This window comes from Frigoribacterium sp. CFBP 13729, from assembly GCF_014841875.1.
GTDB lineage: Bacteria > Actinomycetota > Actinomycetes > Actinomycetales > Microbacteriaceae > Frigoribacterium.
The window spans coordinates 191,382-215,505 of record NZ_JACYUR010000001.1 but is presented as its reverse complement, the minus strand read 5'-3'; the positions used below and the strand labels follow the sequence as shown (position 1 = coordinate 215,505).

Annotated in this window: 21 protein-coding genes; 2 read left to right on the top strand and 19 right to left on the bottom strand. The window is 72.0% G+C overall.

Features of this window, described 5'->3' with window-relative positions; translation table 11 throughout:
• The first annotated feature begins 13 nt into the window (after positions 1-13).
• Positions 14-589, top strand: a complete 576-nt coding sequence (locus IFT77_RS00915) for a DUF3043 domain-containing protein (RefSeq protein ID WP_371740851.1) — start codon at positions 14-16, stop codon at positions 587-589.
• An 82-nt stretch (positions 590-671) separates the two neighbouring features.
• On the opposite strand, the gene IFT77_RS00910 is transcribed toward IFT77_RS00915, so the two are convergent.
• From IFT77_RS00910 to hisD, 3 genes are all read right to left on the bottom strand, one after another.
• Complete coding sequence (locus IFT77_RS00910) at positions 672-1,715, bottom strand: quinone-dependent dihydroorotate dehydrogenase (protein ID WP_371740850.1); 1,044 nt, start codon at positions 1,713-1,715, stop codon at positions 672-674.
• Positions 1,712-2,194 carry a transcriptional regulator NrdR gene (gene nrdR, locus IFT77_RS00905; protein WP_133737445.1) on the bottom strand — a complete coding sequence of 161 codons (483 nt, stop codon included), beginning with the start codon at positions 2,192-2,194 and terminating at the stop codon, positions 1,712-1,714. The genes IFT77_RS00910 and nrdR overlap by 4 nt, the downstream gene beginning before the upstream one ends.
• Positions 2,195-2,293: 99 nt before the next feature.
• Positions 2,294-3,604, bottom strand: a complete 1,311-nt coding sequence (hisD, locus tag IFT77_RS00900; RefSeq protein ID WP_192169015.1) for a histidinol dehydrogenase — start codon at positions 3,602-3,604, stop codon at positions 2,294-2,296.
• A 101-nt stretch (positions 3,605-3,705) separates the two neighbouring features.
• On the opposite strand from hisD, the gene IFT77_RS00895 reads away from it, so the two are divergent.
• Entirely contained in the window at positions 3,706-4,236 is a 531-nt protein-coding gene (locus IFT77_RS00895) for a flavin reductase family protein (RefSeq protein ID WP_192169014.1), read from the top strand.
• A gap of 80 nt (positions 4,237-4,316) precedes the next feature.
• On the opposite strand, the gene dnaE is transcribed toward IFT77_RS00895, so the two are convergent.
• The 16 genes from dnaE to IFT77_RS00815 all read right to left on the bottom strand — a co-directional run bounded on the left by dnaE (position 4,317) and on the right by IFT77_RS00815 (position 24,124).
• Positions 4,317-7,832, bottom strand: a complete 3,516-nt coding sequence (gene dnaE, locus IFT77_RS00890; RefSeq protein ID WP_192041594.1) for a DNA polymerase III subunit alpha — start codon at positions 7,830-7,832, stop codon at positions 4,317-4,319.
• 84 nt (positions 7,833-7,916) lie between these two features.
• Positions 7,917-8,840: an RluA family pseudouridine synthase gene (locus tag IFT77_RS00885; protein WP_123545587.1), complete on the bottom strand. Its 924-nt coding sequence runs from the start codon at positions 8,838-8,840 to the stop codon at positions 7,917-7,919.
• A complete protein-coding gene (lspA, locus tag IFT77_RS00880; protein WP_197980377.1) occupies positions 8,837-9,472 on the bottom strand; it encodes a signal peptidase II in 636 nt (211 codons plus the stop codon). The genes IFT77_RS00885 and lspA overlap by 4 nt, the downstream gene beginning before the upstream one ends.
• A gap of 4 nt (positions 9,473-9,476) precedes the next feature.
• The gene (locus IFT77_RS00875) at positions 9,477-10,310 is read right to left on the bottom strand and encodes a DivIVA domain-containing protein (protein WP_192041593.1); all 834 of its coding nucleotides are present in this window, start codon (positions 10,308-10,310) and stop codon (positions 9,477-9,479) included.
• Between the two features lie 159 nt (positions 10,311-10,469).
• The gene (locus IFT77_RS00870) at positions 10,470-10,766 is read right to left on the bottom strand and encodes a YggT family protein (protein ID WP_123545583.1); all 297 of its coding nucleotides are present in this window, start codon (positions 10,764-10,766) and stop codon (positions 10,470-10,472) included.
• 74 nt (positions 10,767-10,840) lie between these two features.
• A complete protein-coding gene (locus IFT77_RS00865; protein ID WP_192041592.1) occupies positions 10,841-11,395 on the bottom strand; it encodes a cell division protein SepF in 555 nt (184 codons plus the stop codon).
• A gap of 37 nt (positions 11,396-11,432) precedes the next feature.
• Positions 11,433-12,131 (bottom strand): YggS family pyridoxal phosphate-dependent enzyme, encoded by a 699-nt coding sequence (locus tag IFT77_RS00860; RefSeq protein WP_192169013.1) that lies wholly within the window; start codon positions 12,129-12,131, stop codon positions 11,433-11,435.
• Between the two features lie 3 nt (positions 12,132-12,134).
• Entirely contained in the window at positions 12,135-13,301 is a 1,167-nt protein-coding gene (gene ftsZ / locus IFT77_RS00855) for a cell division protein FtsZ (protein WP_123545577.1), read from the bottom strand.
• A 140-nt stretch (positions 13,302-13,441) separates the two neighbouring features.
• Positions 13,442-14,596: an FtsQ-type POTRA domain-containing protein gene (locus IFT77_RS00850; RefSeq protein WP_371740849.1), complete on the bottom strand. Its 1,155-nt coding sequence runs from the start codon at positions 14,594-14,596 to the stop codon at positions 13,442-13,444.
• Positions 14,597-14,633: 37 nt separating this feature from the next.
• Positions 14,634-16,064, bottom strand: a complete 1,431-nt coding sequence (murC, locus tag IFT77_RS00845) for a UDP-N-acetylmuramate--L-alanine ligase (RefSeq protein ID WP_192041590.1) — start codon at positions 16,062-16,064, stop codon at positions 14,634-14,636.
• A complete protein-coding gene (locus IFT77_RS00840; protein ID WP_192169012.1) occupies positions 16,061-17,260 on the bottom strand; it encodes a glycosyltransferase in 1,200 nt (399 codons plus the stop codon). Before IFT77_RS00840 ends, murC begins: the two co-directional genes overlap by 4 nt.
• Positions 17,257-18,546: a putative lipid II flippase FtsW gene (gene ftsW, locus IFT77_RS00835; RefSeq protein WP_192041588.1), complete on the bottom strand. Its 1,290-nt coding sequence runs from the start codon at positions 18,544-18,546 to the stop codon at positions 17,257-17,259. The genes IFT77_RS00840 and ftsW overlap by 4 nt, the downstream gene beginning before the upstream one ends.
• Complete coding sequence (gene murD, locus IFT77_RS00830; RefSeq protein ID WP_192169011.1) at positions 18,503-20,071, bottom strand: UDP-N-acetylmuramoyl-L-alanine--D-glutamate ligase; 1,569 nt, start codon at positions 20,069-20,071, stop codon at positions 18,503-18,505. The genes ftsW and murD overlap by 44 nt, the downstream gene beginning before the upstream one ends.
• Positions 20,068-21,171, bottom strand: a complete 1,104-nt coding sequence (mraY, locus tag IFT77_RS00825) for a phospho-N-acetylmuramoyl-pentapeptide-transferase (RefSeq protein ID WP_192041586.1) — start codon at positions 21,169-21,171, stop codon at positions 20,068-20,070. The genes murD and mraY overlap by 4 nt, the downstream gene beginning before the upstream one ends.
• Positions 21,168-22,577 carry a UDP-N-acetylmuramoyl-tripeptide--D-alanyl-D-alanine ligase gene (murF, locus tag IFT77_RS00820; RefSeq protein WP_192169471.1) on the bottom strand — a complete coding sequence of 470 codons (1,410 nt, stop codon included), beginning with the start codon at positions 22,575-22,577 and terminating at the stop codon, positions 21,168-21,170. Before murF ends, mraY begins: the two co-directional genes overlap by 4 nt.
• Positions 22,574-24,124, bottom strand: a complete 1,551-nt coding sequence (locus IFT77_RS00815) for a Mur ligase family protein (protein WP_192041585.1) — start codon at positions 24,122-24,124, stop codon at positions 22,574-22,576. The genes murF and IFT77_RS00815 overlap by 4 nt, the downstream gene beginning before the upstream one ends.

Genomic DNA, 24,124 nt, shown 5'->3' with positions numbered 1-24,124 from the left:
CCGAGGACTCTCCGTGGCCAAGGCACCTGACAAGACCATCACGACGACCGTCGACGAGACCGAGTCGCCGACGAGCGGCAAGGGACGGCCGACGCCGACCCGCCGCGAACGCGAGGCGGCCAACCAGCGCCCGCTCGTGGCCACCGGCAAGGAGGCGCAGAAGGCCCAGCGCGCCCGTCTCGCCGAGCAGCGCGAGCGCCAGCGCGTCGGGCTCGCGAACGGCGAGGAGAAGTTCCTCCCCGAGCGCGACAAGGGCGTGCAGCGCAAGTTCATCCGCGACTACGTCGACGCTCGCTACAGCGTCGGCGAGGCGATGATCCCGGTCATGGTGCTCGTCATCGTCATGAGCATCGTCCAGAACGTCGCGGTCCAGACGACGACGCTGTTCGTCCTGTGGGGCTTCTTCATCCTCGCCGTCGCCGACTGCCTGCTCGCCGGCCAGCGCGTCTCGTCGCAGCTGCGCGCGAAGTTCGGCGACGACGGCCTCCAGAAGGGCAACCGCTGGTACACCGCGATGCGCGCCATGCAGATGAAGCCGATGCGGCTGCCGAAGCCGCAGGTCAAGCGCCGCGAGTTCCCCACGCTGTAGCCAGGACCCACGAAGGAGCCCCCGACCACATGGTCGGGGGCTCCTTCGTGTCGGGCGCGCCTCTCGGGGCTGCCGCGACCGGTCACGCCGCTCGGCGGAGGGCGCGCAGCCCCCGGTTGACCTTCCGGGCCCAGAGCGGCCCCTCGTAGAGGAAGGCCGTGTAGCCCTGCACGAGCGTCGCCCCGGCGTCGAGGCGCGACTGCACGTCGGCCGCGCTCGTCACGCCCCCGACGGACACGACGCACGTCTCGTCGGGCAGGACCGAGCGCAGCACCCGGAGCACGTCGAGCGACCGGGCTGCGAGCGGGGCGCCGGAGAGACCCCCGGCCCCCGCGGCCTCCACGACGGTGGGCGAGGTCCGAAGCCCCGAACGGGACAGGGTCGTGTTCGTCGCGATGACTCCCCCGAGGCCGATCTCGGTGACGAGCTCGGCGATCTTGCGGATGCCGTCGTCGTCGAGGTCGGGGGCGATCTTGACGAGCACCGGGGTGTCGCCTGCGGCCGCGTCGACGGCGCGAAGCAGCGGCGAGAGCTTGTCGAGCTCCTGCAGGCCGCGGAGGCCGGGAGTGTTGGGCGAGCTGACGTTGACGGCCAGGTAGTCGGCGAGCGGGGCGAGCAGGCGGGTGCTCACGAGGTAGTCGTCGACCGCGTCGTCGACCTCGACCACACGGCTCTTGCCGATGTTGACCCCGATCACCGGCCGGACGGAGGCCCGCCGTGCGTGGGTGAGCTCGCCGGCTGCCTGCGCCGCGCCTCCGTTGTTGAAGCCCATGCGGTTGACGACCGCCAGGTCGGGCACCAGACGGAACAGCCTCGGTCGCTCGTTGCCCGGCTGGGCCCTGGCCGTGACGGTGCCGACCTCGACGTGGCCGAAGCCCAGCGCACCGAGGCCCGCGATGCCGGTCGCGTCCTTGTCGAAGCCTGCCGCCACGCCGAACGGCGAGTCGAAACGGAGGCCCAGCGCCTCGACGGCGAGAGACGGGTGCGGGGCGGTGAGTCGGCGCACCAGCGGCGCCAGGCCGACCCGCGGGACGGCACGGATGACCCGGGACGCGAGGTGGTGCGCGTCTTCGGGGTCCATCTTCGAGAGCACCAGGTCGAACACGACCCGGTAGGCGGTCCTCACTCGTCGACCGATCGAGGCGTGCGCACGCGGTCACGGTGCTCGTCGCGGAGCTGCGTGATCGACGACTCGAAGTCCTCGAGGGAGTCGAAGGCCTGGTAGACGCTCGCGAAGCGCAGGTAGGCGACCTCGTCGAGCTCGCGCAGGGGCGGCAGGATCGCGAGGCCGATGTCGTTCGCCTCGATCTGCGACGTGCCCGACGCACGCACCGCCTCCTCGACCTTCTGCGCCAGGACGGCCAGGTCGCCGTCGGTGACGGGACGGCCCTGGCAGGCCTTGCGGACGCCGGAGATGATCTTCTCCCGGCTGAAGGGCTCGAGCACGCCGTTGCGCTTGACGACGTTCAGGCTGGCCGTCTCGGTCGTGCTGAAGCGACGACCGCAGTTCGGGCACTGGCGCCGCCGACGGATCGAGGTGCCGTCGTCGCTCGTGCGGGAGTCGACGACGCGGGAATCGGGGTGGCGGCAGAAAGGACAGAACATGGTGCCCTCAGCGTACTGGGGCCCCGCACCCCGCCCCCTCGACGCCACGGGCGGGACACGCTCGGCCACGCCCTGCACGGAGGCCGTCGGGACGACGGGTCAGGGCTTGTGGAGACGCGCCGCGACGGCCTCGCCGTGGGCGGGCAGCAGCTCCGCGCGCGACAAGGCGACCAACCTGTCGGCGACCTCGGCCAGGGCGTCGTGCTCGTAGCGCACGATCTGCTGCGGCCGGAGGAACGTGTACGCGCCGAGTCCCGACGAGAACCGCGACTGGCCGCCCGTGGGCAGGACGTGGTTCGAGCCGGCGAGGTAGTCGCCCAGGCTCACGGGGGTGCTCGGGCCCACGAAGACCGCACCGGCGCTCGTGATGCCCGCGAGCACCCCCTCGTCGTCGCGCGTCTGGATCTCGAGGTGCTCGGGCCCGTAGGCGTTGCTGAAGTCGACGGCGGCCGCCAGGTCGTCGACGAGCACGAGGGCCGACTGGCGGCCGTCGAGGGCGGTCTGCACGCGGGTCGCGCTCAGCGTCCGCGGGACGAGCCGCACGAGCTCGTCGCGGACTCGGTCGGCGAGCTCCGCCGAGGTGGTCACGAGGACGGCGGCGGCCTCCTCGTCGTGCTCGGCCTGGCTGATCAGGTCGACGGCGACGAGCGTCGGGTCGGCCGAGTCGTCGGCGATGACGAGGATCTCGGTGGCGCCCGCCACGGCGTCGATGCCGACGCGTCCGCGGACGAGCTGCTTCGCGGCGGCCACGTAGTTGTTGCCGGGGCCGGTGATGACCTGGACCGGCTCGAGCCCGATCTCGGGCACTCCGTAGGCGAGGGCCGCGATGGCGCCCGCCCCGCCCATGACGTAGACCTCGTCGATGCCGAGGAGCCCCGCCGCGCCGAGGATGACGGGGTGGACGGCACCGCCGAAGTCGCGCTGCCCGGGTGAGACGAGCGCGACCGAGCCGACCCCGGCGACGAGGGCCGGCACGACGTTCATGACGACGCTCGACGGGTAGACGGCCTTGCCGCCGGGGACGTACACGCCCGCCCGGGCGACCGGCTGCCAGCGCTGCTCGATGAGCGCCCCGGGGGCCGGGACGGTCACGGAGCCCGCGGGCACCTGGGCCCTGCTGGCCTCGGTGACGCGGGCGATCGACTCGACCAGCGCCTCCTTCACCAAGAAGTCGAGCTCGTCGACGGCTCGGGCGATGGCCGCCGCCTCGACGCGGAACACGTCGGTGCGGACGCCGTCGAAGCGCTCCGCCTGGTCGCGCAGGGCGTCCGCGCCGCGCTCGCGCACGGCCTGGACGATCTGGGCGGCGGCGCCGGAGGCGGCGGCGACGTCGACGTGCGACCGGGGCACGAGGCCCAGCAGGTCGGCGTGGGTAGGCTTGAGGCCCCGGAGGTCTGTGGTCTGGATCATGGCCCGTCGAGCCTAGCCCGAGCGGGCTCCGCGCGAGCCGTCACGGCGTGCACGCGCCCGCCACTCCCCCGGCAGCAGAGCACAGGAGGCGCCCACCCGTCATGCCCGACACCACCGCACCAGAAGCCGCGGCTGCACCGCCCGACCCCGCCGACCTCGCCGCGTTCAAGGCCGGCTTCCGCCGCCACGCCGCGGGCGTCGCCATCGTCACCGCCCGGGACTCGGACGGCCGACCCGTCGGCTTCACCGCGACCTCGCTGGCCTCGCTCGCCGCCGTCCCGCCGCTCGCCACCTTCAACATGGCGCGCACCGCCAGCTCGTGGCGGGCGATCGAGGAGACCGAACACGTGGTGATCCACCTGCTCGGCCTCCGCAACCAGGGCCTCGCGCGCCGCATGGCCGGCCCGGCCGCCGAGCGGTTCGAGGGCGACCACTGGAGCGAGGGGCCGCACGGTCTCCCCCTGCTGCACGACGTCACCGCCTGGATGACCGGCCGCATCGTCGAGCGGGTGCACGTGCACGGCAACGCCGTCGTCGTCGTGCAGGTCGAGGACGGCGGCACGGGAGCCGACGACGACGCGTTGCTGTACCACGACCGCCGCTGGCTCCGGCCCGTGCACCTCGAGGCGTAGACGAAGCGGACGTCCACGTGACGAGGGCCCCGCGGACTCGAGTCCGCCGGGCCCTCGTGCGTCACCGGGACGCTCGGACGTCAGACGAGGCAGCCGGGCCCGAGGAGGCTCTTCAGCTCGCCGTACAGGTCGGCGGTCACGTCGACCGGCATCGGGATCTCGAACGACCGGGCGACGTCGCCCTTGACGAGCCGGAGCCGCACCTCGGTGCCGCCGGTGTGTCGCCCGAGCACCGCCGCGAGCTCCGTGACGGTGTCGGTCGTGGCGCGGTGCTCGGGGATCTGCAGCACCAACGGGCCCTGTGACGCACCGACGCCGAGGTCGGGCATGAACATGCTCGCGGCGTGCATGTTCATGCCGTCGTCGCGGACGCTGACGCGACCCTTCAGCACGATGATCGAGTCGCCGACGAGCGACGGCCCGAACTCCTGGTACGTCTTGCCCAGGAACATCGCCGAGATCTCGCCGCCGAAGTCCTCGACCGTGACGATGCCGTACGGGTTGCCCGAGTTGCGGGCGACCCGGTGCTGGACGCTCGTGATGAGGCCGGCGATCGTCACCGTCTCGCCGTCGATCGCGGTCGGCTCGCTCGACAGGATGTCGGTCACCGTCGTGCTCGCGTGCTTCGCGAGCGGCAGCTCGAGCCCGGCCAGCGGGTGGTCGCTGACGTAGAGGCCCAGCATGTCGCGCTCGAACGCCAGCTTGTCCCGCTTCGACCACTCGGGTCGCTCGGGCACGTGCTGGACGTCCTGTGGCTCGTCCCAGAGGGAGTCGAAGTCGAAGCCGACCTGGCCGTTTGCCTCGGCACGCTTCTCGTTGACGGCGGCCTCGACCGCGGACTCGTGGATCTCGACCAGGGCACGGCGGGTCGAGCCCAGGCTGTCGAACGCCCCGGCCTTCACCAGCGACTCGACCGTGCGCTTGTTGGCGACGGGGAGCGGGACCTTGCGGAGGAAGTCGTGGAAGGAGGCGAAGGCCCCCTCTTTCTGGCGGGCGGCGATCACGTGGTCGACGACGTTGAACCCCACGTTCCGGACCGCGCCCATGCCGAAGCGGATGTCGTCGCCGACGGCCGCGAAGAAGCCGATCGACTCGTTCACGTCCGGCGGGAGGACCGTGATGCCCATGCGCCGGCACTCGTTGAGGTAGAGCCCGAGCTTGTCTCGCGAGTCGCCGGTGCTCGTGAGCAACGCGGCCATGTACTCGGCCGGGTAGTGGGCCTTGAGGTAGGCGGTCCAGTAGGACACGACGCCGTAGGCGGCGGAGTGCGCCTTGTTGAACGCGTAGTCGGAGAAGGGCAGCAGGATGTCCCAGAGCATCTTGACGGCGTCCGGTGAGAAGCCGTTGTCGAACATGCCCTGCTCGAAGCCCGCGTACTGCTTGTCGAGCTCGGACTTCTTCTTCTTGCCCATCGCACGACGGAGGATGTCGGCCTGGCCGAGCGAGAACCCGGCGACCTTCTGCGCGATCGCCATCACCTGCTCCTGGTAGATGATCAGGCCGTAGCTCGTCGACAGGATCTCCTTCAGGGGCTCCTCGAGCTCGGGGTGGATCGGCGTGATCTCCTGGATGCCGTTCTTCCGCAACGCGTAGTTCGTGTGGGAGTTCGCGCCCATGGGCCCGGGGCGGTACAGCGCGATGACGGCCGAGATGTCCTCGAAGTTGTCGGGCTTCATCAGCCGCAGGAGCCCCCGCATGGGCCCGCCGTCGAGCTGGAAGACGCCGAGCGTGTCACCGCGGCCGAGCAGCTCGTAGGCCGCCCGGTCGTCGAGCTCGAGGTCTTCGAGGACGAGGTCGAATCCTCGGTTGGTGCGGATGTTGTCGAGGGCGTCGTTGATGATCGTCAGGTTGCGGAGACCCAGGAAGTCCATCTTGATCAGCCCGAGCGACTCGCAGGCGGGGTAGTCGAACTGCGTGACGATCTGGCCGTCCTGCTCGCGCTTCATGATCGGGATGATGTCGATCAGGGGGTCGCTCGACATGATGACGCCGGCCGCGTGCACGCCCCACTGGCGCTTGAGGCCCTCCAGGCCGAGGGCCGTGTCGAAGACCGTCCTCGCCTCGGGATCGGTCTCGACGACCGTCCGGATGTCGCCCGCCTCCTTGTAGCGCTCGTGGGCCTTGTCGAAGATGCCCGTGAGCGGGATGTCCTTGCCCATGACCGCGGGCGGCATGGCCTTCGTGAGCTTCTCGCCCATCCCGAAGGGGAAGCCGAGCACACGGCTGCTGTCCTTCAGGGCCTGCTTGGCCTTGATGGTGCCGTAGGTGACGATCTGGGCGACGCGCTCGTCGCCGTACTTCTCGGTCACGTACTGGATGACCTCGCCGCGGCGCCGGTCGTCGAAGTCGACGTCGAAGTCGGGCATCGAGACGCGGTCGGGGTTGAGGAAGCGCTCGAAGATGAGGCCGTGGCGGAGCGGGTCGAGGTCGGTGATGCGCATCGCGTAGGCGGCCATCGACCCGGCGCCCGAGCCGCGTCCCGGACCGACGCGGATCCCGTTCTCCTTCGACCAGTTGATGAAGTCGGCGACGACGAGGAAGTAGCCGGGGAAGCCCATGCCGGTGATGACGCCGATCTCGTACTCGGCCTGCTTGCGGACGTCGGAGGGGATGCCGTCCGGGTACCGGTAGACCAGGCCCTTCTCCACCTCCTTGATGAACCAGGTCTCCTCCGTCTCGCCCTCGGGCACGGGGTAGCGCGGCATGTAGTTGGCCGAGGTGTTGAACTGGACGTCGCAGCGCTCGGCGATGAGCAGGGTGTTGTCGCAGGCCTCGGGGTGGTCGCGGAAGAGGTGCCGCATCTGCTGGGCGGACTTCAGGTAGAACTCGTCGGCGTCGAACTTGAACCGGTTCGGGTCGTTGAGGGTCGAGCCCGACTGGACGCAGAGCAACGCCGCGTGGCTCGTGGCGTCGTGCTCGTGCGTGTAGTGCAGGTCGTTGGTGGCGACGAGGGGCAGCCCCAGGTCTTTCGCGAGGCGGAGGAGGTCGCCCATGATCTGGCGCTCGATGCCGAGGCCGTGGTCCATGATCTCGGCGAAGTAGTTCTCGGCGCCGAAGATGTCGCGGAAGTCCGCCGCGGCCTTGACCGCCTCGTCGTACTGGCCGAGTCGGAGGCGCGTCTGCACCTCGCCGGACGGGCAGCCCGTCGTGGCGATGAGGCCGTCGGAGTACTGCGACAGCAGCTCGCGGTCCATGCGCGGCTTGAAGTAGTAGCCCTCGAGGGACGCGCGCGACGACAGCCGGAAGAGGTTGTGCATGCCCGCCGTGCTCTGCGAGAGCAGCGTCATGTGCGTGTACGCACCGGCGCCGGAGACGTCGTCACGGCCGCCGTCGCCCCAGCGGATGCGGGTCTTGTCGCCCCGGTGCGTGCCCGGCGTGATGTAGGCCTCGGTGCCGATGATGGGCTTGACCCCGGCCTCGGTCGCCGTCTTCCAGAAGTCGTAGGCGCCGAACACGTTGCCGTGGTCGGTGACCGCGACGGCGGGCATGCCCTGGGCGGCGGCCTCCGCGATCAGCGGCTTGACCCGGGCCGCACCGTCGAGCATCGAGTACTCGCTGTGGACGTGCAGGTGGACGAAGGAATCTTTCGAGGCCACGCGGCTCCTCGTCTGTGGTTCGACGGTTCTGTGGTGGATCTGCGGTTCTGTGGTGGTGCGCCGGTTCAGCGGCAGGTGGACAGCCTAAGCCGCACGGAGGACATCGAGCGCGTGCTGCAGGTCGTCCGGGTACGTCGACCGGTAGACGACCGGCTCGCCCGTCCCCGGGTGGCGGAAGCCGAGCTGGACGGCGTGCAGCCACTGCCGGCCGAGGCCGAGGGCAGCGGACAAGGTCGGGTCCGCTCCGTAGGTCGCGTCGCCCACGCAGGGGTGGCGCTGGGCGGCCATGTGGACGCGGATCTGGTGCGTGCGACCGGTCTCGAGGTGGATCTCGAGCAGCGAGGCCGAGCGGAACGCCTCGACGGTCTCGTAGTGCGTCACCGAGGGCTTGCCGTCCACGACCACGGCGAACTTCCAGTCCGACGACGGGTGACGACCGATCGGGGCGTCGATCGTGCCGGTGAGCGGGTCGGGGTGGCCCTGCACGACCGCGTTGTAGATCTTCTCGACCGTCCGCTCGCGGAAGGCGTCCTTGAGCTGTGCGTAGGCACGCTCGGACTTCGCCACGACCATGAGGCCGCTGGTGCCGACGTCGAGGCGGTGCACGATGCCCGCGCGCTCGGCCGCCCCCGACGTGGCGACCTGGAACCCGGCCGCCGCGAGGCCGCCGAGCACCGTGGGCCCGGTCCAGCCGACCGAGGGGTGGGCGGCGACGCCGACGGGCTTGTCGACGACGACGATCTCGTCGTCGTCGTGCACGATGCCCAGGCCGGGGACGTCGAGCGGCACGACGGTAGGGGCCTCGCGCGGCGCCCAGGTGACCTCGAGCCAGGCGCCGGCCTCGAGTCGGTCGGACTTGCCCACGGGGCGACCGTCGACGGCCACGCCCCCGGAGGTCGCCACCTCGGCGGCGAAGGTGCGGCTGAAGCCGAGCAGCTTGGCCAGCGCGGCGTCGACCCGCTCGCCGGCGAGTCCGTCGGGCACGGGCAGCTGGCGGGACTCGGTCACGGGTGCTCCGTCGGTCGGGCCGCAGGATGCGCGGCGTCGGCGTCCGTCACGGACCCCGCCGCGGTCGTCTCGTCGGCGGCCTGGTCGCTCGCCGCGTCACGCGCCGCGCTCGCCTTCGTGGTCCGGGTGCCGTCGAGGTTGACGCCCAGCAGGGTCAGCAGCAGGAGGAGCCCCATGCTCGACACGATGAAGATGTCGGCCACGTTGAAGATCGCCGGCAGCAGCGAGGGGAAGTAGAGGAAGTCCACGACGTGACCCTGCCCGAAGGAGGGCTCACGGGTGAGACGGTCGGTCAGGTTGCCGAGCGTGCCGCCCAGGAGCATGCCCAGCATGACCGCCCACGCCCGGGACCGGATGCGCCGGGCGAAGACGACGATGGCGACCACGACGGCCGAGGCGGCGATCGAGAAGATCCAGGTCGTGCCGCTGGCCAGGGAGAAGGCCGCACCGGGGTTCCGCACGAAGTGCAGCTGGAAGAACTCGCCCACGACGTCGACGCTCTCGCCCTCGACCAGGCGGGTGGTCACGAGGTGCTTCGACACCTGGTCGAGCACGTAGGCCGTGACAGCGACGAAGGCCAGCGCCGCGATGATGCGGACGCTGACCTTCGTCGGAGGAGTGCTCTGCGTCAAGACCTTAGTTGGAGCCGAAGCCCTGGGCGCTGGCGGGAGCGAAGCCGCTCGCGGGCTGCTGCTCGCCGGACTCGGCCTCGAGGTCGCGGAGCTGGCCCTCGATGTAGCCCTTGAGCTTCTGGCGGTAGTCGCGCTCGAACGTGCGCAGGTCGTCGATGCGACGCTCCAGGCCGGTGCGCTCGGTCGCGAGCTGCTCGAGCACCTCGCGGCGCTTGGTCTCGGCCTCGGCCACGACCTCGCGGGAGCGGGCCTCGGCCTCGGTGACGACGTCGCGCTGCTTGGCCTCGGCCTCGGCCACGAGACGAGCCGACGTCGACTGCCCCTCGGCGATCAGGGCATCGCGCTTCTCGACGCCCTCGCGGACGTGCTCCTCGTGCAGGCGACGAGCGAGCTGCAGGAGGCTGTTGGTGCTCTCCGTGTCGTCCTGGCTGGGCCCGGCGTAGGCCGGGACCGGGGCGACCGCCGCGGCGGCGACCGGCTCGGGTGCTGCCTCGGGCTCGGGCGCGTCCTCGACGGGAGCCGGGACCGACGCGGGCGCCGGCTCGGAGACCGGGGCGGGCTCGGACTCGGGCGCCGGGGCGGAGGCCGGGGCCTGCACCGAGGCGGGGGCCTGGGCCGATGCCGGGGCGCTGGCGGCGACCGGGGCGGGGACGGCGGAGCCGCCCGCCGACTCGGCGGACGACAGCCGCTGACGCAGCTCGTCGTTCTCCTGGCCGAGTCGTCGCAGCTCTGCGACGACCTCGTCGAGGAAGTCGTCGACCTCGTCCTGGTCGTAGCCCTCGCGGAACTTCGTCGGCTGGAACCGCTTGTTGACTACGTCTTCAGGCGTCAAAGCCATTGCCGTCACCTCGTGCATCTGTGGGATCACGTGATCGTGATCGTGGTCTGTGTCGTTCGACTACACCGTAGCGAACACTGGCCCCGGAGGGCAGCGGGGGCGCGGTTGCCCTCGCAGCAGCCTACCCTCTCGCCGTGCGGAGAGAGGCCAGGCCGGGCGTCATGCGAAGCGGAGCCCGCTGGCGACACCCATGAGGATGACGACGGCGAGCATGATGATGCTCCACCCGAAGTCGAGGGCCACCGACCCCAGCCGCACGGGCGGGAGGACGCGCCGGATGGCCTTGATGGGCGGGTCGGTGACCGTGTACGCGATCTCGGCCAGCACCAGGACGGGGCCCCTAGGACGCCACCCCCGGCTGAAGGACTGCGCCAGGTCGAGGACGAAGCGCCCCCACATCAACAGGAAGAACAGGAGGAGCGCGTAGTACGCGATCGAGGCGATCAGGAACGTCATCGGGGTGTCATCAGCTCACACTGGTCGGCGTGGTCGAGCCACGGAGAGGAGTCGGGGCGTCGGGACGCCGCGGCTCAGGACTGCGCGAAGAAGGACGCCTCGATGTCGGACTCTACCTCGGCCTGCTCGCCGCTCACCGCGATGTGGGCCGGGGACAGGAGGAAGACCTTGTTCGTGACGCGCTCGATCTTGCCGAAGAGGCCCTGCGACAGGCCGCTGGCGAAGTCGACGAGGCGACGGGCATCGGCCTCCGTCATCTGCGACAGGTTGATGATGACGGGGATGCCGTCCCGGAAGCTCTCGGCGATCGCCTGGGCGTCCTTGTACTCGCGGGGGTGGACGGTGAGGATCTCGTTCATGTCGTGGGGCACCGTGTTCTTCGAGGTGGAGGAGGTCGAGCTGCGACGCAGGGGCGTCACGGGGGCGCGTGTCGCGGCGGGGGCAGGTGCCGGCGCGGGGACGGGGGCGACCGGGGAAGCGTGTGCCGCCGCGGAGGACTGACGAGCGGCCGGCTGAGCGGCCTGGGCAGGCTGCTGGCGCTGTTCCTGCCGCTGCTCCTGCTCGTCGTACTCGAGTTCTTCGTCGGCGAGGCCCAGGTAGACCATCGTCTTTCGCAGGGGGTTGGCCATGGGGTGTCCTCCGGGTCGTGGGGCGTTGTGTCCGAGGTTAACGAGCTTCGGGCCTCGAACCCGTGATTGCGGTGCCGATGCGGAGGTGTGTCGCTCCCTCGGCGATCGCGTCGGCGAAGTCGTGCGACATGCCGGCGGAGATCGCGTCGGCGCCGGGAGCCGTCCGACGGACCTCCTCGGAGACCTGGCGGAGGCGCGCGAACGCCGGCCGCGCCGGCTCGCCCAGCGGCGCCACGGCCATCACTCCCCTGAGGCGGACGCCGGGCAGGTGCAGCAGCCGCTCGACCAGGCGCTCGACCTCGGACGCGGGGACGCCGCCCCGCCCCTCCTGGCCGTCGAGGGACACCTGCACGAAGCCGTCGACGACGTGGCCGTCGTCGACCCCGAGGGCGTCCACGACGCTGTCCCGGTCGAGCGAGTGCACGGCCGAGACGTAGCGCCGCGCCTGCCGTGCCTTCTTCGACTGGAGCTGGCCCACGAAGTGCCACCGGAGGCCCTCGAGGTCGGCGGTGTCGGCCGACTTGGCCTGCGCCTCCTGGTGTCGGTTCTCCGCGACGTCGCGCACGCCCAGGGCGTGCAGCTCACGGACCAGCGACGCCGGGTGGAACTTCGTGACGACGATGGTCGTCACCTCGTCGGCCTGACGACCGGCGGCCCTGGCCGCGTCGTCGACGCCGGAGGCGACCCGGGCGAGACGCTCGCCGAGGTCGCCTCCGAGATCGAGACCGTCCGTCACGCGCTACTTGAGGAAGTCGGGCACGTCGAGGTCGTCGTCGCCGCCGTCGAAGGCAGGGTCGACGGCCTGCGTGGCCGCGTGGTCGTCGGGCCTGCGCCACGACGGGGTGTCGTGCGACGCACCGCTGTCGGCGATGGCCGAGACGCCTGGCGTCGACGCCGCGGCCGGGGCCGCGTCGGACTCGACGAAGCTCGAGCGCCGGTCCTTCGTCTTGGCCGTGGGCTCGCCGCCGTCGAAGCCGGCGGCGATGACGGTCACCCGCACCTCGTCGCCGAGGGTGTCGTCGATCACCGCACCGAAGATGATGTTGGCCTCGGAGTGGACGGCCTCCTGCACCAGGCGCGCGGCGTCGTTGATCTCGAAGATGCCGAGGTTCGAGCCGCCCTGGATGGAGAGGAGGACGCCGTGGGCGCCGTCGATGCTCGCCTCGAGCAGCGGCGACGCGACGGCGAGCTCGGCGGCCTTGATGGCCCGGTCTGCGCCTCGCGACGAGCCGATCCCCATCAGGGCCGAGCCCGCGCCCTGCATGACCGACTTGACGTCGGCGAAGTCGAGGTTGATGAGGCCGGGGGTCGTGATCAGGTCGGTGATGCCCTGGACGCCGGCGAGGAGCACCTGGTCGGCGGTGCCGAACGCCTCGACCATCGAGATGCCGCGCTCGGAGATCTCGAGGAGGCGGTCGTTGGGGACCACGATGAGGGTGTCGACCTCGTCCTTGAGCTGGGCCACGCCGGCCTCGGCCTGGGCCTGGCGGCGCTTGCCCTCGAAGCCGAAGGGCTTCGTGACGACGCCGATGGTCAGCGCGCCGATCGACTTCGCGATGCGGGCCACCACCGGCGCCCCGCCCGTGCCCGTGCCGCCGCCCTCGCCTGCGGTGACGAAGACCATGTCGGCGCCGGCCAGCGCCTCCTCGATCTCCTCCGCGTGGTCCTCGGCGGCGCGCCGGCCGACCTCGGGGTCGGCTCCGGCGCCGAGGCCGCGCGTCAGCTCACGGCCGACGTCGAGCTTGACGTCGGCGTCGCTGAGGAGAAGTGCCTGGGCGTCGGTGTTGATGGCGATGAACTCGACTCCGCGGAGACCGAGCTCGATCATGCGGTTGACGGCGTTGACGCCACCGCCGCCGACACCGACGACCTTGATCACGGCTAGGTAGTTATGGTTCGTTGTCACGTCCGGGCCTCCGCTGAAACCTTAACTCGGAAGTTGAAGGTTAAGGTTGTACATGGTATGTAAGTGCTGCAGTCACAAGTTAGGTGCCGCCGCGAGACGCACGGTCCAGCCGGGCAGGCGTGTCGCGAACGAACGGCGTGTCACCGGGTCCGGATGATGCCGTTGTCCGGTGCGGACACGTCGAACTCGACGGACGCGGCCGGGTCCCGCCTCGCCTGGTCGGCGACGAGCCCCGAGAGCACCTGCGCCTTCTCGGCCGAGTGGTCGGCGCTGCCCCAGACGACGCGCTCGCCCGTGGTGAGCGACAACGTGACGTCGTCGGCGGTCGAGGCGGTCGCGGAGTCCACGGTCGCCCGGAGCGCCTGAGGCAGCGCGAGCAGGACCTCGGCGGTCGACCGGAAGGCCGTGTCGTCCAACGAGGCGCCGCCCACGTCGACGAGCGGGACGCCCTCCTGGCGAGCGTCGAGGTGCTGCACGACGATGCCGGCGGGGTCGACGAGGTCGAAGCCGTCGCCGGAGGGCACCGTCGCGATCGGCTGACGCTCGGTCACCCGGATCACGAGGGTGTGCGGCGGAGCCGTCTCGGTGACGTAGCTCGCGATGAGGGGGAACTGCTCGAGCTCGGTCGTGATCCGCGAGAAGTCGATCCGCGCGAGGGGGGTGCCGAGCTGGCCCGAGACGGCGGCCTGCACCGACGCGGCGTCGACACGGTCCGTCCCCTCGACCTCGATCTGCTCGAGCGAGAGGAGCGGCGAGAAGACGGCGATCCCCACCGAGGCCGCGAGCGAGAGGACGACGGCCGCGGCGGTCACCCACGCGGCTCGGCGGTGGCGTGACCGCCTCGTGAACCGCCGGACCTCGGTCCGCTCCGTGCGCCGCCGCTCCCCCGACGCACGCCGTGCGGCACGGCGCGCCTCGGCGGCACGCCGACGAGCCTCGTCCGCACCCCCCTCGGGCTCGATGCGCGCGGTCACGGTGCGCGGCGCCTCCTCGGCGTCCGACGCGGACACGGCCCCCTCGGGCTGACCGGTCGACGACGCTCCCCGACGGGACACGACGCCCGACAGGCCCGAGGCGAGGCGGGAGGCGACGCCGGACACGGTGCCCGATCCCGTCGGCAGGGCCACCGGTCCCGTGGACGTGTCGTCCGGGGCCTCGGCTGCTCCGTCGGGCTCGGACCGAGCTCGACGAGGCCGTGCCGCGGACAGCCGGTCGCGCAGGGACGACGGACGTGCCGCCTCCTCGGACGCGCCGTCGGAGCCCTCGGACGGGTCGAAGCCCTCGGGCCGCCTCACGGGCGCCGCCCGCCGGCCGACGCGGGTCGACGCGTGGTCACTCTCCGGACTCCTCCGCGGTCGACGCGTCCGGCGCCGACGCGGCGTCGAGCGAGCCGAGCAGCTGGGGGACGATGCGGTAGACGTCGCCGCAGCCGAGGGTGATCACGAAGTCGCCGTCGCGGGCGACGGCCGCCGTGCGGTCGGCGGCGGCCTGCCAGTCCGCGACGAAGTCGACGCGCGACGCGTCGGCGAAGCGCTCGGACACGAGAGCGCCGGTGACCCCGGGCTCCGGGTCCTCGCGGGCACCGTAGACGTCGAGCACGATCGTGTGGTCGGCGAGGCGCTCGTAGGTCTCGGCGAACTCCCCCGCCATCATCCGGGTCCGGCTGTAGAGGTGGGGCTGGTGCACCGCGATGAGGCGTCCGTCGCCGACGACGGACCGGGCGGCCTGCAGGGCGGCCGCGACCTCCGTGGGGTGGTGGGCGTAGTCGTCGTAGACGCTCACGCCGCGGACCGTGCCGTGCAGCTCGAACCGGCGCTCCGTCCCGCCGAAGGTCTCGAGGCCGGCGATCGCCGCCTCGGGCTCCACGCCGAGGCCGACGAGCACGGCGAAGGCCCCCGCGGCGTTGACGGCGTTGTGGTGCCCGGGCACGCGGAGCTGGACGGGCCAGCTCGAGCCGTCGTGGCGCAGGGTGAACGACACGGGGCCCGAGGACGCGACGTCGGTCAGGCGGACGTCCGCGGACTCGTCCTCTCCGAAGGTCACCACGTGCGGGTGCGTGAGCGACTCCGTGACCCGACGCGCGCCGGCGTCGTCGGACGACACCACGACGAGCTCGCGGGCCGCGGAGGCGAACTCGACGAAGGCGGCGTCGAAGGCCTCGTGCGAGCCGTAGTGGTCGAGGTGGTCGGCGTCGACGTTCGTGATGAGCGCGACCGACGTGTCGTAGAGCAGGAACGAGCCATCCGACTCGTCCGCCTCGACGACGAACAGGTCGTCGGAGCCGCCCTGCGCGCTCACGCCGAGCGACTGGATGACGCCGCCGTTGACGAAGCTCGGGTCGTGGCCCGCCGCGAGCAGCGCGGTGACGAGCATGCCGGTCGAGGTCGTCTTGCCGTGGGCGCCGGCGACCGAGACGAGGCGGTGCTGCCCGATCAGCCAGGCCAGCGCCTGCGACCGGTGCAGCACGGGGAGGCCCCGCTCGAGGGCGAGCTGGTACTCGGGGTTGTCCTGCCAGAGGGCGCCCGTGACGACGAGCGTGTCGGCGTCCCCGACGTTCGCCGCGTCGTGGCCGATGGCGATCTCGGCGCCGAGCTCGCGGAGGGCGGCCACCCCGGCCGTCTCGCGGATGTCGGAGCCGGAGACGGTGTGGCCCGCAGCGAGGAAGACGCGCGCGATGCCGCTCATCCCGGAGCCGCCGATGCCGACGAAGTGGACCCGGCCGAGCTCGGCCGGGATCTGCTGCTGGAGGTCGGGCTTGATCATGGGCGCTCGGGGCTCGCCTTCTCGGTCTGGGCGTCGGTGCGGTCGGTGCGGCGGTCGCTGGCGGGCCGGGACGAGGCATGCCGCTGCGTGCGGGGCGGCGCGTCGCGGTCGGCACGGGCGGGCGCCTCGCGGACGGCCTCCCGGACCAGCTCGACCGTGCGGTCGGTCCCGTCGAGCACGCCGACGGTGCCGGCCCGGACGGCCATCTCGGCGATGGCAGCGCGGTCCTGCAGGAGGCCCACGAGCGTGGAGCGCACCCAGTCGGGCGTGAAGTCGGCGTCCGCGACGAGCAGCGCTCCGCCGGCGGCCACGACGTCGGTGGCGTTGTGCCGCTGCTCGCCGTTGCCGACGGGGTAGGGCACGAGCACGGAGGGCAGGCCGAGGGCCGTCAGCTCGCTGACCGTCGCCGAGCCGGCGCGGGAGACGACGAGGTCGGCTGCCGAGAGCGCCAGGTCCATCCGGTCGCAGTAGGGCAGGAGGTGGTGGTCGGCCAGGTCGGTCGAGCGCAGCTCGGACTTCTGTCCCGTCACGTGCAGGATCTGCCAGCCGGCGCCGAGCACGCTCGTCGCGGACCGGGCGATGGTCTCGTTCAGGCGGCGCGCGCCCGACGAGCCGCCGGTGACCAGCAACGTCGGCTTGCGGGGGTCGAGGCCGAACTCGACCAGCGCCTCCTGCCGGCTCTCGCGGCGGTCGAGCTGCTCGATCTCGCGGCGGAGGGGCATGCCGACCTGACGGCCGTGCCGGAGCCGAGTCGACCGGTGGACCACGCCGACGTGCCGGGTGAACCACGAGCCGAGCACGTTCGCGATGCCGGGCTTGGCGTTCGCCTCGTGGACCACGAGCGGGACGTGCGAGCGCCAGGCCGCGACGTAGGCGGGCGCCGACGCGTAGCCGCCGAAGCCGACGACGACGTCGACGTCGTGCCGGTCGAGCAGCTCGCGAACGCCGGCGACGGCGCCGCGGAGCGCTGCGGGGAAGCGGAGCGCGGCGCGGGAGGGGCGGCGCGGGAACGGCAGGCGGGGCACGGTGAGGAGCTCGTAGCCGCGCAGCGGGACGAGCCGGGCCTCGAGGCCCTCGGCCGTGCCGAGGACCAGGACGGTCGCGTCGGGCTCGGTGTCGCGGATCCGGTCGGCCACCGCGAGCAGGGGGTTCACGTGCCCGGCGGTGCCGCCGCCGGCGAGGAGGTACGTCGTCACCGGAGAGACCCTACCCGCTGGCGCGGGACGCCTCGGCCGGCCAGGGGCTCCTCCGGCTGACGGGCGAACGAGAGCACCACGCCGATCGCCACGAGGGTCACGATGAGCGCCGAGCCACCCGCGGAGATCAGCGGCAGCGGCACCCCGAGCACCGGGAGGAGCCCGAGGACGACGGCGACGTTGATCAGCGCCTGACCGATGATCCAGGCGGTGACGGCACCGGTGACGACCCGGACGAACGGGTCGTTCGTGCGTCGGATGATCTTGACGAAGCCGACCGCGAGCACGACGAAGAGCGCCAGCACGACGATGGCGCCGATGAGCCCCAGCTCCTCGCCGATGATCGCGAAGATGAAGTCGTTGTCGGCCTCGGGCAGCCAGGACCACTTCGACTTGGAGTTGCCGAGGCCGACCCCGAAGAGGCCGCCGGAGGCGAGCGCCCAGGTGCCGTGCAGCGTCTGCCAACAGGCGGCCTGGTAGTCGCTCGAGTCGGTGCAGCCCGACATCCACGCCGCGATGCGCTCGTTGCGCGAGGCCGAGCCGGACGCGATCAGCGGGATGGCCGCGGCCAGGAAGAGGACGGGGACCGCGAGGTACCGGAGGCGGACGCCCGCGAACCAGACGGCCGCGAAGACGAGGAGGAGCATCACCATCGTGGTGCCCAGGTCGCCGCCCAGCACGACGAGGCCCACGGCGACGCCGACGACGGGCACCAGCGGGATGGCGAGGTGCTTCCAGTCGTCGAGCAGGTCGCGCTTGACGCTGAGGATCATGCCCAGCCAGATCGCCAGGGCGAGCTTCACCGCCTCGGAGGGCTGCGCGGTGAAGGACCCGAGGTCGATCCAGTTGCGGTTGCCGCCGATCTCGTAGCCGAGGGGGGTGAACACCAGCAGCTGGAGCACGACCGTGACGAGCAGGATCTGCCAGGCCCAGCGCTTCCAGAACGAGACGGGCACGCGGGAGGCGATCAGCATCAGCGGGACCCCGATGGCCGCGTAGACGCCCTGCCGCACGAACGCGCCGAAGAAGGACGTGTGCCGCGAGGCGATGTACTGCTCCACGGACGACGACGACAGGACCATCACGAGGCCCAGCACGACCATGAACAGCGTCGTGCCGAGGATCAGGAAGAACGAGCCGGTCTCGGCGGCGAAGAGCTTCTTGACGGCCACCACGGCCGCGGCCTGCCTGCCGTCGTGCGGCGTGGCACGGGTGCCGTCGTCGTCCCGCGGGCGGGTCGACTCAGTCGGCCGGCGACGCGGGAGGCTGGTGGGCTTCGTGGCCATCAGCGTCACCTCCCAGGTGGTGTGCGACCGCGGCGGCGAATGCCCTGCCGCGCGCGGTGTAGTCGGTGAACTGGTCGAAGGACGCCGCCGCGGGAGCGAGGAGGACGGTGTCGCCCGGCCTGGCCGCGGCCGCCGCCAGGCGGACCGCCGTCGGCATCACCCGCTCAGTGTCGGTCTCGTCGACCTCGAAGACGGGCAGCTCGGGGGCGTGTCGCCGGAAGGCCTCACGCAGCCCCTCCCGGTCGACGCCGATCAGCACGGCGGCGGCGAGCCCCTCGGCCGCGTCGCGGACGAGGGGCTCGGGGTCGACGCCCTTGAACGTGCCGCCCACGATCCACACGACGGAGGGGAACGAGCCGAGGGACGCGTGTGCCGCGTGGGGGTTCGTGGCCTTCGAGTCGTCGACCCAGAGGACGCCGTCCGACTCGGCCACCACCTCCGTGCGGTGGTGGTCGACCCGGAACGCGAGGAGGGCCTCACGGACCGCGGCCGGTTCGACGTCGACGGCCCGGACCAGCGCGGCGGCGGCCAGCACGTCCTCGACCAGGTGGTCGGCGGCGAGGCCGGCCGTCTCGAGCTCGGCCGTCGTCGCCAGCTCGAGGGCACGGTGGCGCCGCTCGGCGAGGAAGGCCCGGTCGACGAGCACGCCGCCGTCCTCGCCGCTCACGACCCCGAAGTCGCTCGGGCCGGGCGCGGAGAGCCCGAAGCCGACGGCACGGCAGCCCTCGGCCACGTCGGCCTGCTCGACCATGTGGACGGTGGCCGCGTCGGCCTTGTTGTACACGCACGCGGTGACGGTGTTCTCGTACACGCGGGCCTTGGCGTGGCGGTAGGCCTCGACCGAGCCGTGCCACTCGAGGTGGTCGGACTGCAGGTTGAGGCAGACGGACGCCCGGGGCCGGAGGGCGCCGGGGCCCTCGACGGGCAGCCAGTGCAGCTGGTGGCTGGAGAGCTCGACCACGAGCACGTCCAGCCCCTCGGGATCGCGGACGGCGTCGAGGACCGGCACGCCGATGTTGCCGACGGCCGCGGCACGCCGGCCGCCGGCCAGGGCCATGGCCGTCGCGAGCTGGGTCGTCGTCGTCTTGCCGTTCGTGCCGGTGACGAGCAGCCACTCGGCGACCGTCGCCGTCTTGTCGCGGAGGCGCCAGGCCAGCTCGACGTCTCCCCAGACGGCGGCCGTCGACTCGACCGCGCGCACGGCGAGGGGGTGGTGGGGCGCGAAGCCCGGCGACAGGACGACGAGCTCGGGATCGAACTCGACGACGCTCGGCGGGAGGTAGGCCATGGCGGGGTCGAGGACGAGCTCGGCGCCGATCAGGCCCAGCAGCTCGGCCCGGTCGTCGTCGACGCTCGGGGCGAGCACGACGACCCGGGCGCCCAGCTCGGTCAGGGTGTCGGCGACGGAGAACCCCGTGACGCCGAGGCCGAGGACCAGCACGCGGAGGCCCGACCAGTCGGCGTGCCAGCTCGTGAGGCCGTCGAGCCGCGCCGCGAGGACGGGGTCGGAGGCGGAGTGCGTCATGAGGTGCGCGAGATCCACTCGAGGTAGAACACGCCCACGCCCGCGGCCACGAAGAGCCCCGCGATGATCCAGAACCGGACGACGACCGTCACCTCGGCCCAGCCCTTGAGCTCGAAGTGGTGGTGCAGCGGGCTCATCAGGAAGATCCGCTTGCCGTGCGTGATCTTGAAGTACGCCCGTTGCAGGATGACCGAGCCGGTGACGACGATGAACAGGCCGCCGATGAGGACGAGGAGCAGCTCGGTCCGGCTGAGGATCGCGAGTGCCGCGAGTGCGCCGCCGAGGCCGAGCGAACCGGTGTCGCCGAGGAAGATCTGGGCCGGCGACGTGTTCCACCACAGGAAACCGATCAGGCCGCCGCAGATGGCCGCGGCCACCACGGCGAGGTCGAGGGGGTTGGCGACCGTGTAGCAGGCCGCCCTGGTCGACTCGTCGAGCCGCGTGCTGAAGCAGGACTGGTTGAACTGCCAGAAGCCGATGAAGATGTAGGAGGCGATGGCCAGGATCGACGCCCCGGTCGCGAGGCCGTCCAGCCCGTCGGCCACGTTCACGCCGTTCGACGTGCTGACCGTGATGAGGACGACCCAGATCAGGAACAGCCCGCCGCCGACGATCGTGCCGAAGAACATGAAGTCGAGCCACGAGATGTCTCGCACGCCGCTGATCATGGTCGAGGCGGGCGTGAGGCCGTTCTCGTTCGGGAACGACAGCGCCAGCACGGCGAACACCGCTCCGACCACGACCTGGCCCGCGATCTTCGCCCAGCCGCCGAGCCCGAGGCTGCGTTGGTTGCGCACCTTGAGGAAGTCGTCGAGGAAGCCGACGGCGCCGAGGCCGACCATCATGAAGAGGACGAGCAGGCCGCTGTTCGTGATCCTGTCGGGACCGACGAGGTGGCCGACGAAGTAGCCGAGCACGGTGCCGATGATCAGGACGATGCCGCCCATGGTCGCGGTGCCCCGCTTGGTGTGGTGCGACTGCGGCCCGTCGTCGCGGATGAACTGCCCCCAGCCGAGGCGGTGGAACAGCCGGATGAAGAGCGGCGTCATGAGCAGCGTGAAGACGAGCGACACGGCGCCCGCGATCAGGAGGGCGATCATGAGGTCACCCCCGCGAGGCGGTCGCCCAGGTGGCGCAGACCGGCCGACTTCGACGACTTCACGAGCACGACGTCGCCGTCGCGCAGGGTCCGACGGAGCAGGTCGTACGCCTCGTCGACGGTGTCGACGAGGACGGACTCGCCGTCCCACGAGCCCTCGAGGCCGGCGGCGACGTGGATGTGACGGGCCTCGTGGCCGACGACGACCAGCTGGCCGACGTTGAGCCGCACGACGAGGCGACCGACGCGGTCGTGCTCCTCGCGGGCGAGGTCGCCGAGCTCGGCCATCTCGCCCAGCACGGCGATCGAGCGACCGCCGGGGGGCACGATCTGGGCCAGCGTCTTGAGGGCCGCGGCGACCGAGTCGGGGCTCGCGTTGTACGCGTCGTTGACGACGGTGACGCCGTCGCCGCCGTCGAGCACCTCCATGCGCCAGCGCTCGGCGCGGGCGACTCCCTCGAGCACCGTGACGACGCGGTCGAGGTCGAGGCCCCACTCCCCCGCCACCGTGAGGGCGGCGAGGGCGTTCATGACGTGGTGCTCGCCGAGGATGCGCAGCTGCACGGGGCGCGAGACCCCGTCGTGCTCGAGCACGAACGAGGTGCCCTCGCGGGTGACCTCGAGGTCGGACGCCTTGTAGGCGGCCGAGTCGGTGAGGCCGAAGCCGACGACGCGGGCGGCCGTGTCGGCCGCCATTCCGGCGACGCGGTCGTCGTCGACGTTGAGGACGGCGGTCGCCGTCGCGGGCAGGTCGGTCACCATCTCGGCCTTCGCCGCACGGGTGCCCTCGATGCCGCCGAAGCCGCCGGCGTGGGCGAGGCCCACCTTGAGCACGACGCCGGTGTCGGGTCGGGCGATCGCGACCAGGCGGGCGATCTCGCCCGGGCCGGAGGCGCCCATCTCGACGACGAGGAACTCGGTGTCGAGGTCGACGCGGAGCATCGAGATCGGCGCTCCGACGTGGTTGTTGAACGAGCCCTCGGGCGCGACGGTGGGGCCGACGTCGGACAGCACAGCCCGGAGCATGTTCTTGGTGCTGGTCTTGCCGTTCGACCCGGTGACGCCGACGACGCGCAGTCGTCCGCCCCGGCGGACGCGCTCGACGACCCCCGCGGCGAGGCGGGAGAGGGCCTCGACGCCGTCGTCGACGACGACGACCGGGACGGCCAGGTCGAGCGGACGCTCGGCGACGACGACCGCGGCGCCGGAGGCGACGGCCGAGTCGGCGAACAGGTGGCCGTCGGTCTCGTCGCCGCGCAGGGCGAAGAACACCGAGCCTGTGGTCACGAGCCGGGAGTCGGTCTCGACGGATCCGTCGACGACCTGGTCGGCGTCGGGACCGGCCTCGGGGAGGTGCAGGGCACCTCCGGCGATCTCGGCCAGCTCGGCCAGCGTGAGGGCGATCACTCGGACCACCCGGCCTCTCGCAGCGCGGCGCGCGCTTCGTCGCGGGCGGAGTACGGGGTCCGCTCGCCGCGGATGTCGCGGTAGTCCTGGTGGCCGGGGCCGGCCCAGAGGATGGAGTCGCCCTCGCCGGCCAGGCCGACGGCGGTGCGGATGGCCGCCTCGGGCGGGCTGACCTCGTGGATCTCGTGCTCGGGGTACGCCTCGCGGGCCGCGCCGACGAGGGTCGCGCGGATCTCGGCAGGGTCCTCGAAGCGGGGGTGGTGGTCGGTGACGACGAGGATGTCGGAGCCCTCGGCGGCCACGCGGGCCATGTCGCCGCGCTTGGTCTTGTCGCGGTCGCCGTCGGCGCCGAACAGCATGATGACCTTGCCGGGGGTGAAGCGGCGGACGGCCGCGAGGGTGGTGAGGAAGGCGTCGGGGCTGTGTCCGAAGTCGACGTAGACGCTCGGGCCGCGGTCGCCCGAGACGCGCTCGGTGCGGCCCGGCAGGTAGGCGACGATGCCGCCCTCGGCCTCGAGGGCCTGCGAGATCGCGCCGAGCTCGAAGCCGGCCTCGACCAGCATCACGATGGCCAGGGCGGCGTTCGCGACCATGTGCCACCCGATGAGCGGCACCCGGGTGACGAGCTCGCGGTTCTCCGGGCCGGTGAGCCGGAACTCGGTCCAGGCAGCCTGCTCGTCGAGGATCTCGACGCGCCAGTCGGCCTCGACGTCGGGGAGGATCGTGATCGTCGTCAGCGGCACCCGCGCGTTGTCGACGACGCGGTGCCCGTACGGCGAGTCGAGCGAGATGACCGCGCGCTTGGCCCGGTCGGGCTGGAACAGCGGCAGCTTCGCCTGGAAGTACTCCTCCATGTCGGCGTAGTCGTCGAGGTGGTCGTGGCTGAGGTTCGTGAACGCCGCGACGTCGAAGACCAGGCCGTCGACGCGGTTGCGGCTCAGCGCCTGCGCGCTGACCTCGACGGCCACCGCACGCACCTCGCTCTCGCGCATGCGGGCCAGCAGGGCGTGCATCTCGCTCGCCTCGGGCGTGGTCAGGCGGCTGACGACCGTGAGGTCGCCGATGTGGCGCTCGGCCGTGCTGCTGAGGCCGGTCACGAGCCCGAGCTGGCGGAGGACGCCCTCCAGCAGGTAGGAGGTGCTGGTCTTGCCGTTCGTGCCGGTGACGGCGAACAGGAGGGGCGAGTCGTCGCCGCCGGTGCGGTAGATCCACGCCGAGACGTCGCCGAGGGCCGCGCGGGGCGAGTCGACGAGCACCACGGGCAGCCCGCTCTCGCGGGCGATCTCGAGGCCCGCGGCGTCGGTGAGCAGCGCGACGGCGCCGCCCTCCCGTGCCTGCGCGGCGAACTCGGCACCGTGCCGGTGCTCGCCGGGGACGCCGACGTACAGGTCGCCGGGGTGGAGGTCCCCCGTGCTCAGCGTGACTCCGGTGACCTCGACGCCGTCGAGGGAACCCTCGTGCTCGAGACCGAACTCGCTGACCAGCTGGGCGAGTGACCTCGCCGACGGATGTTCCGGTCGAAGGACCGGGGGGATCCGGGCGCTCAA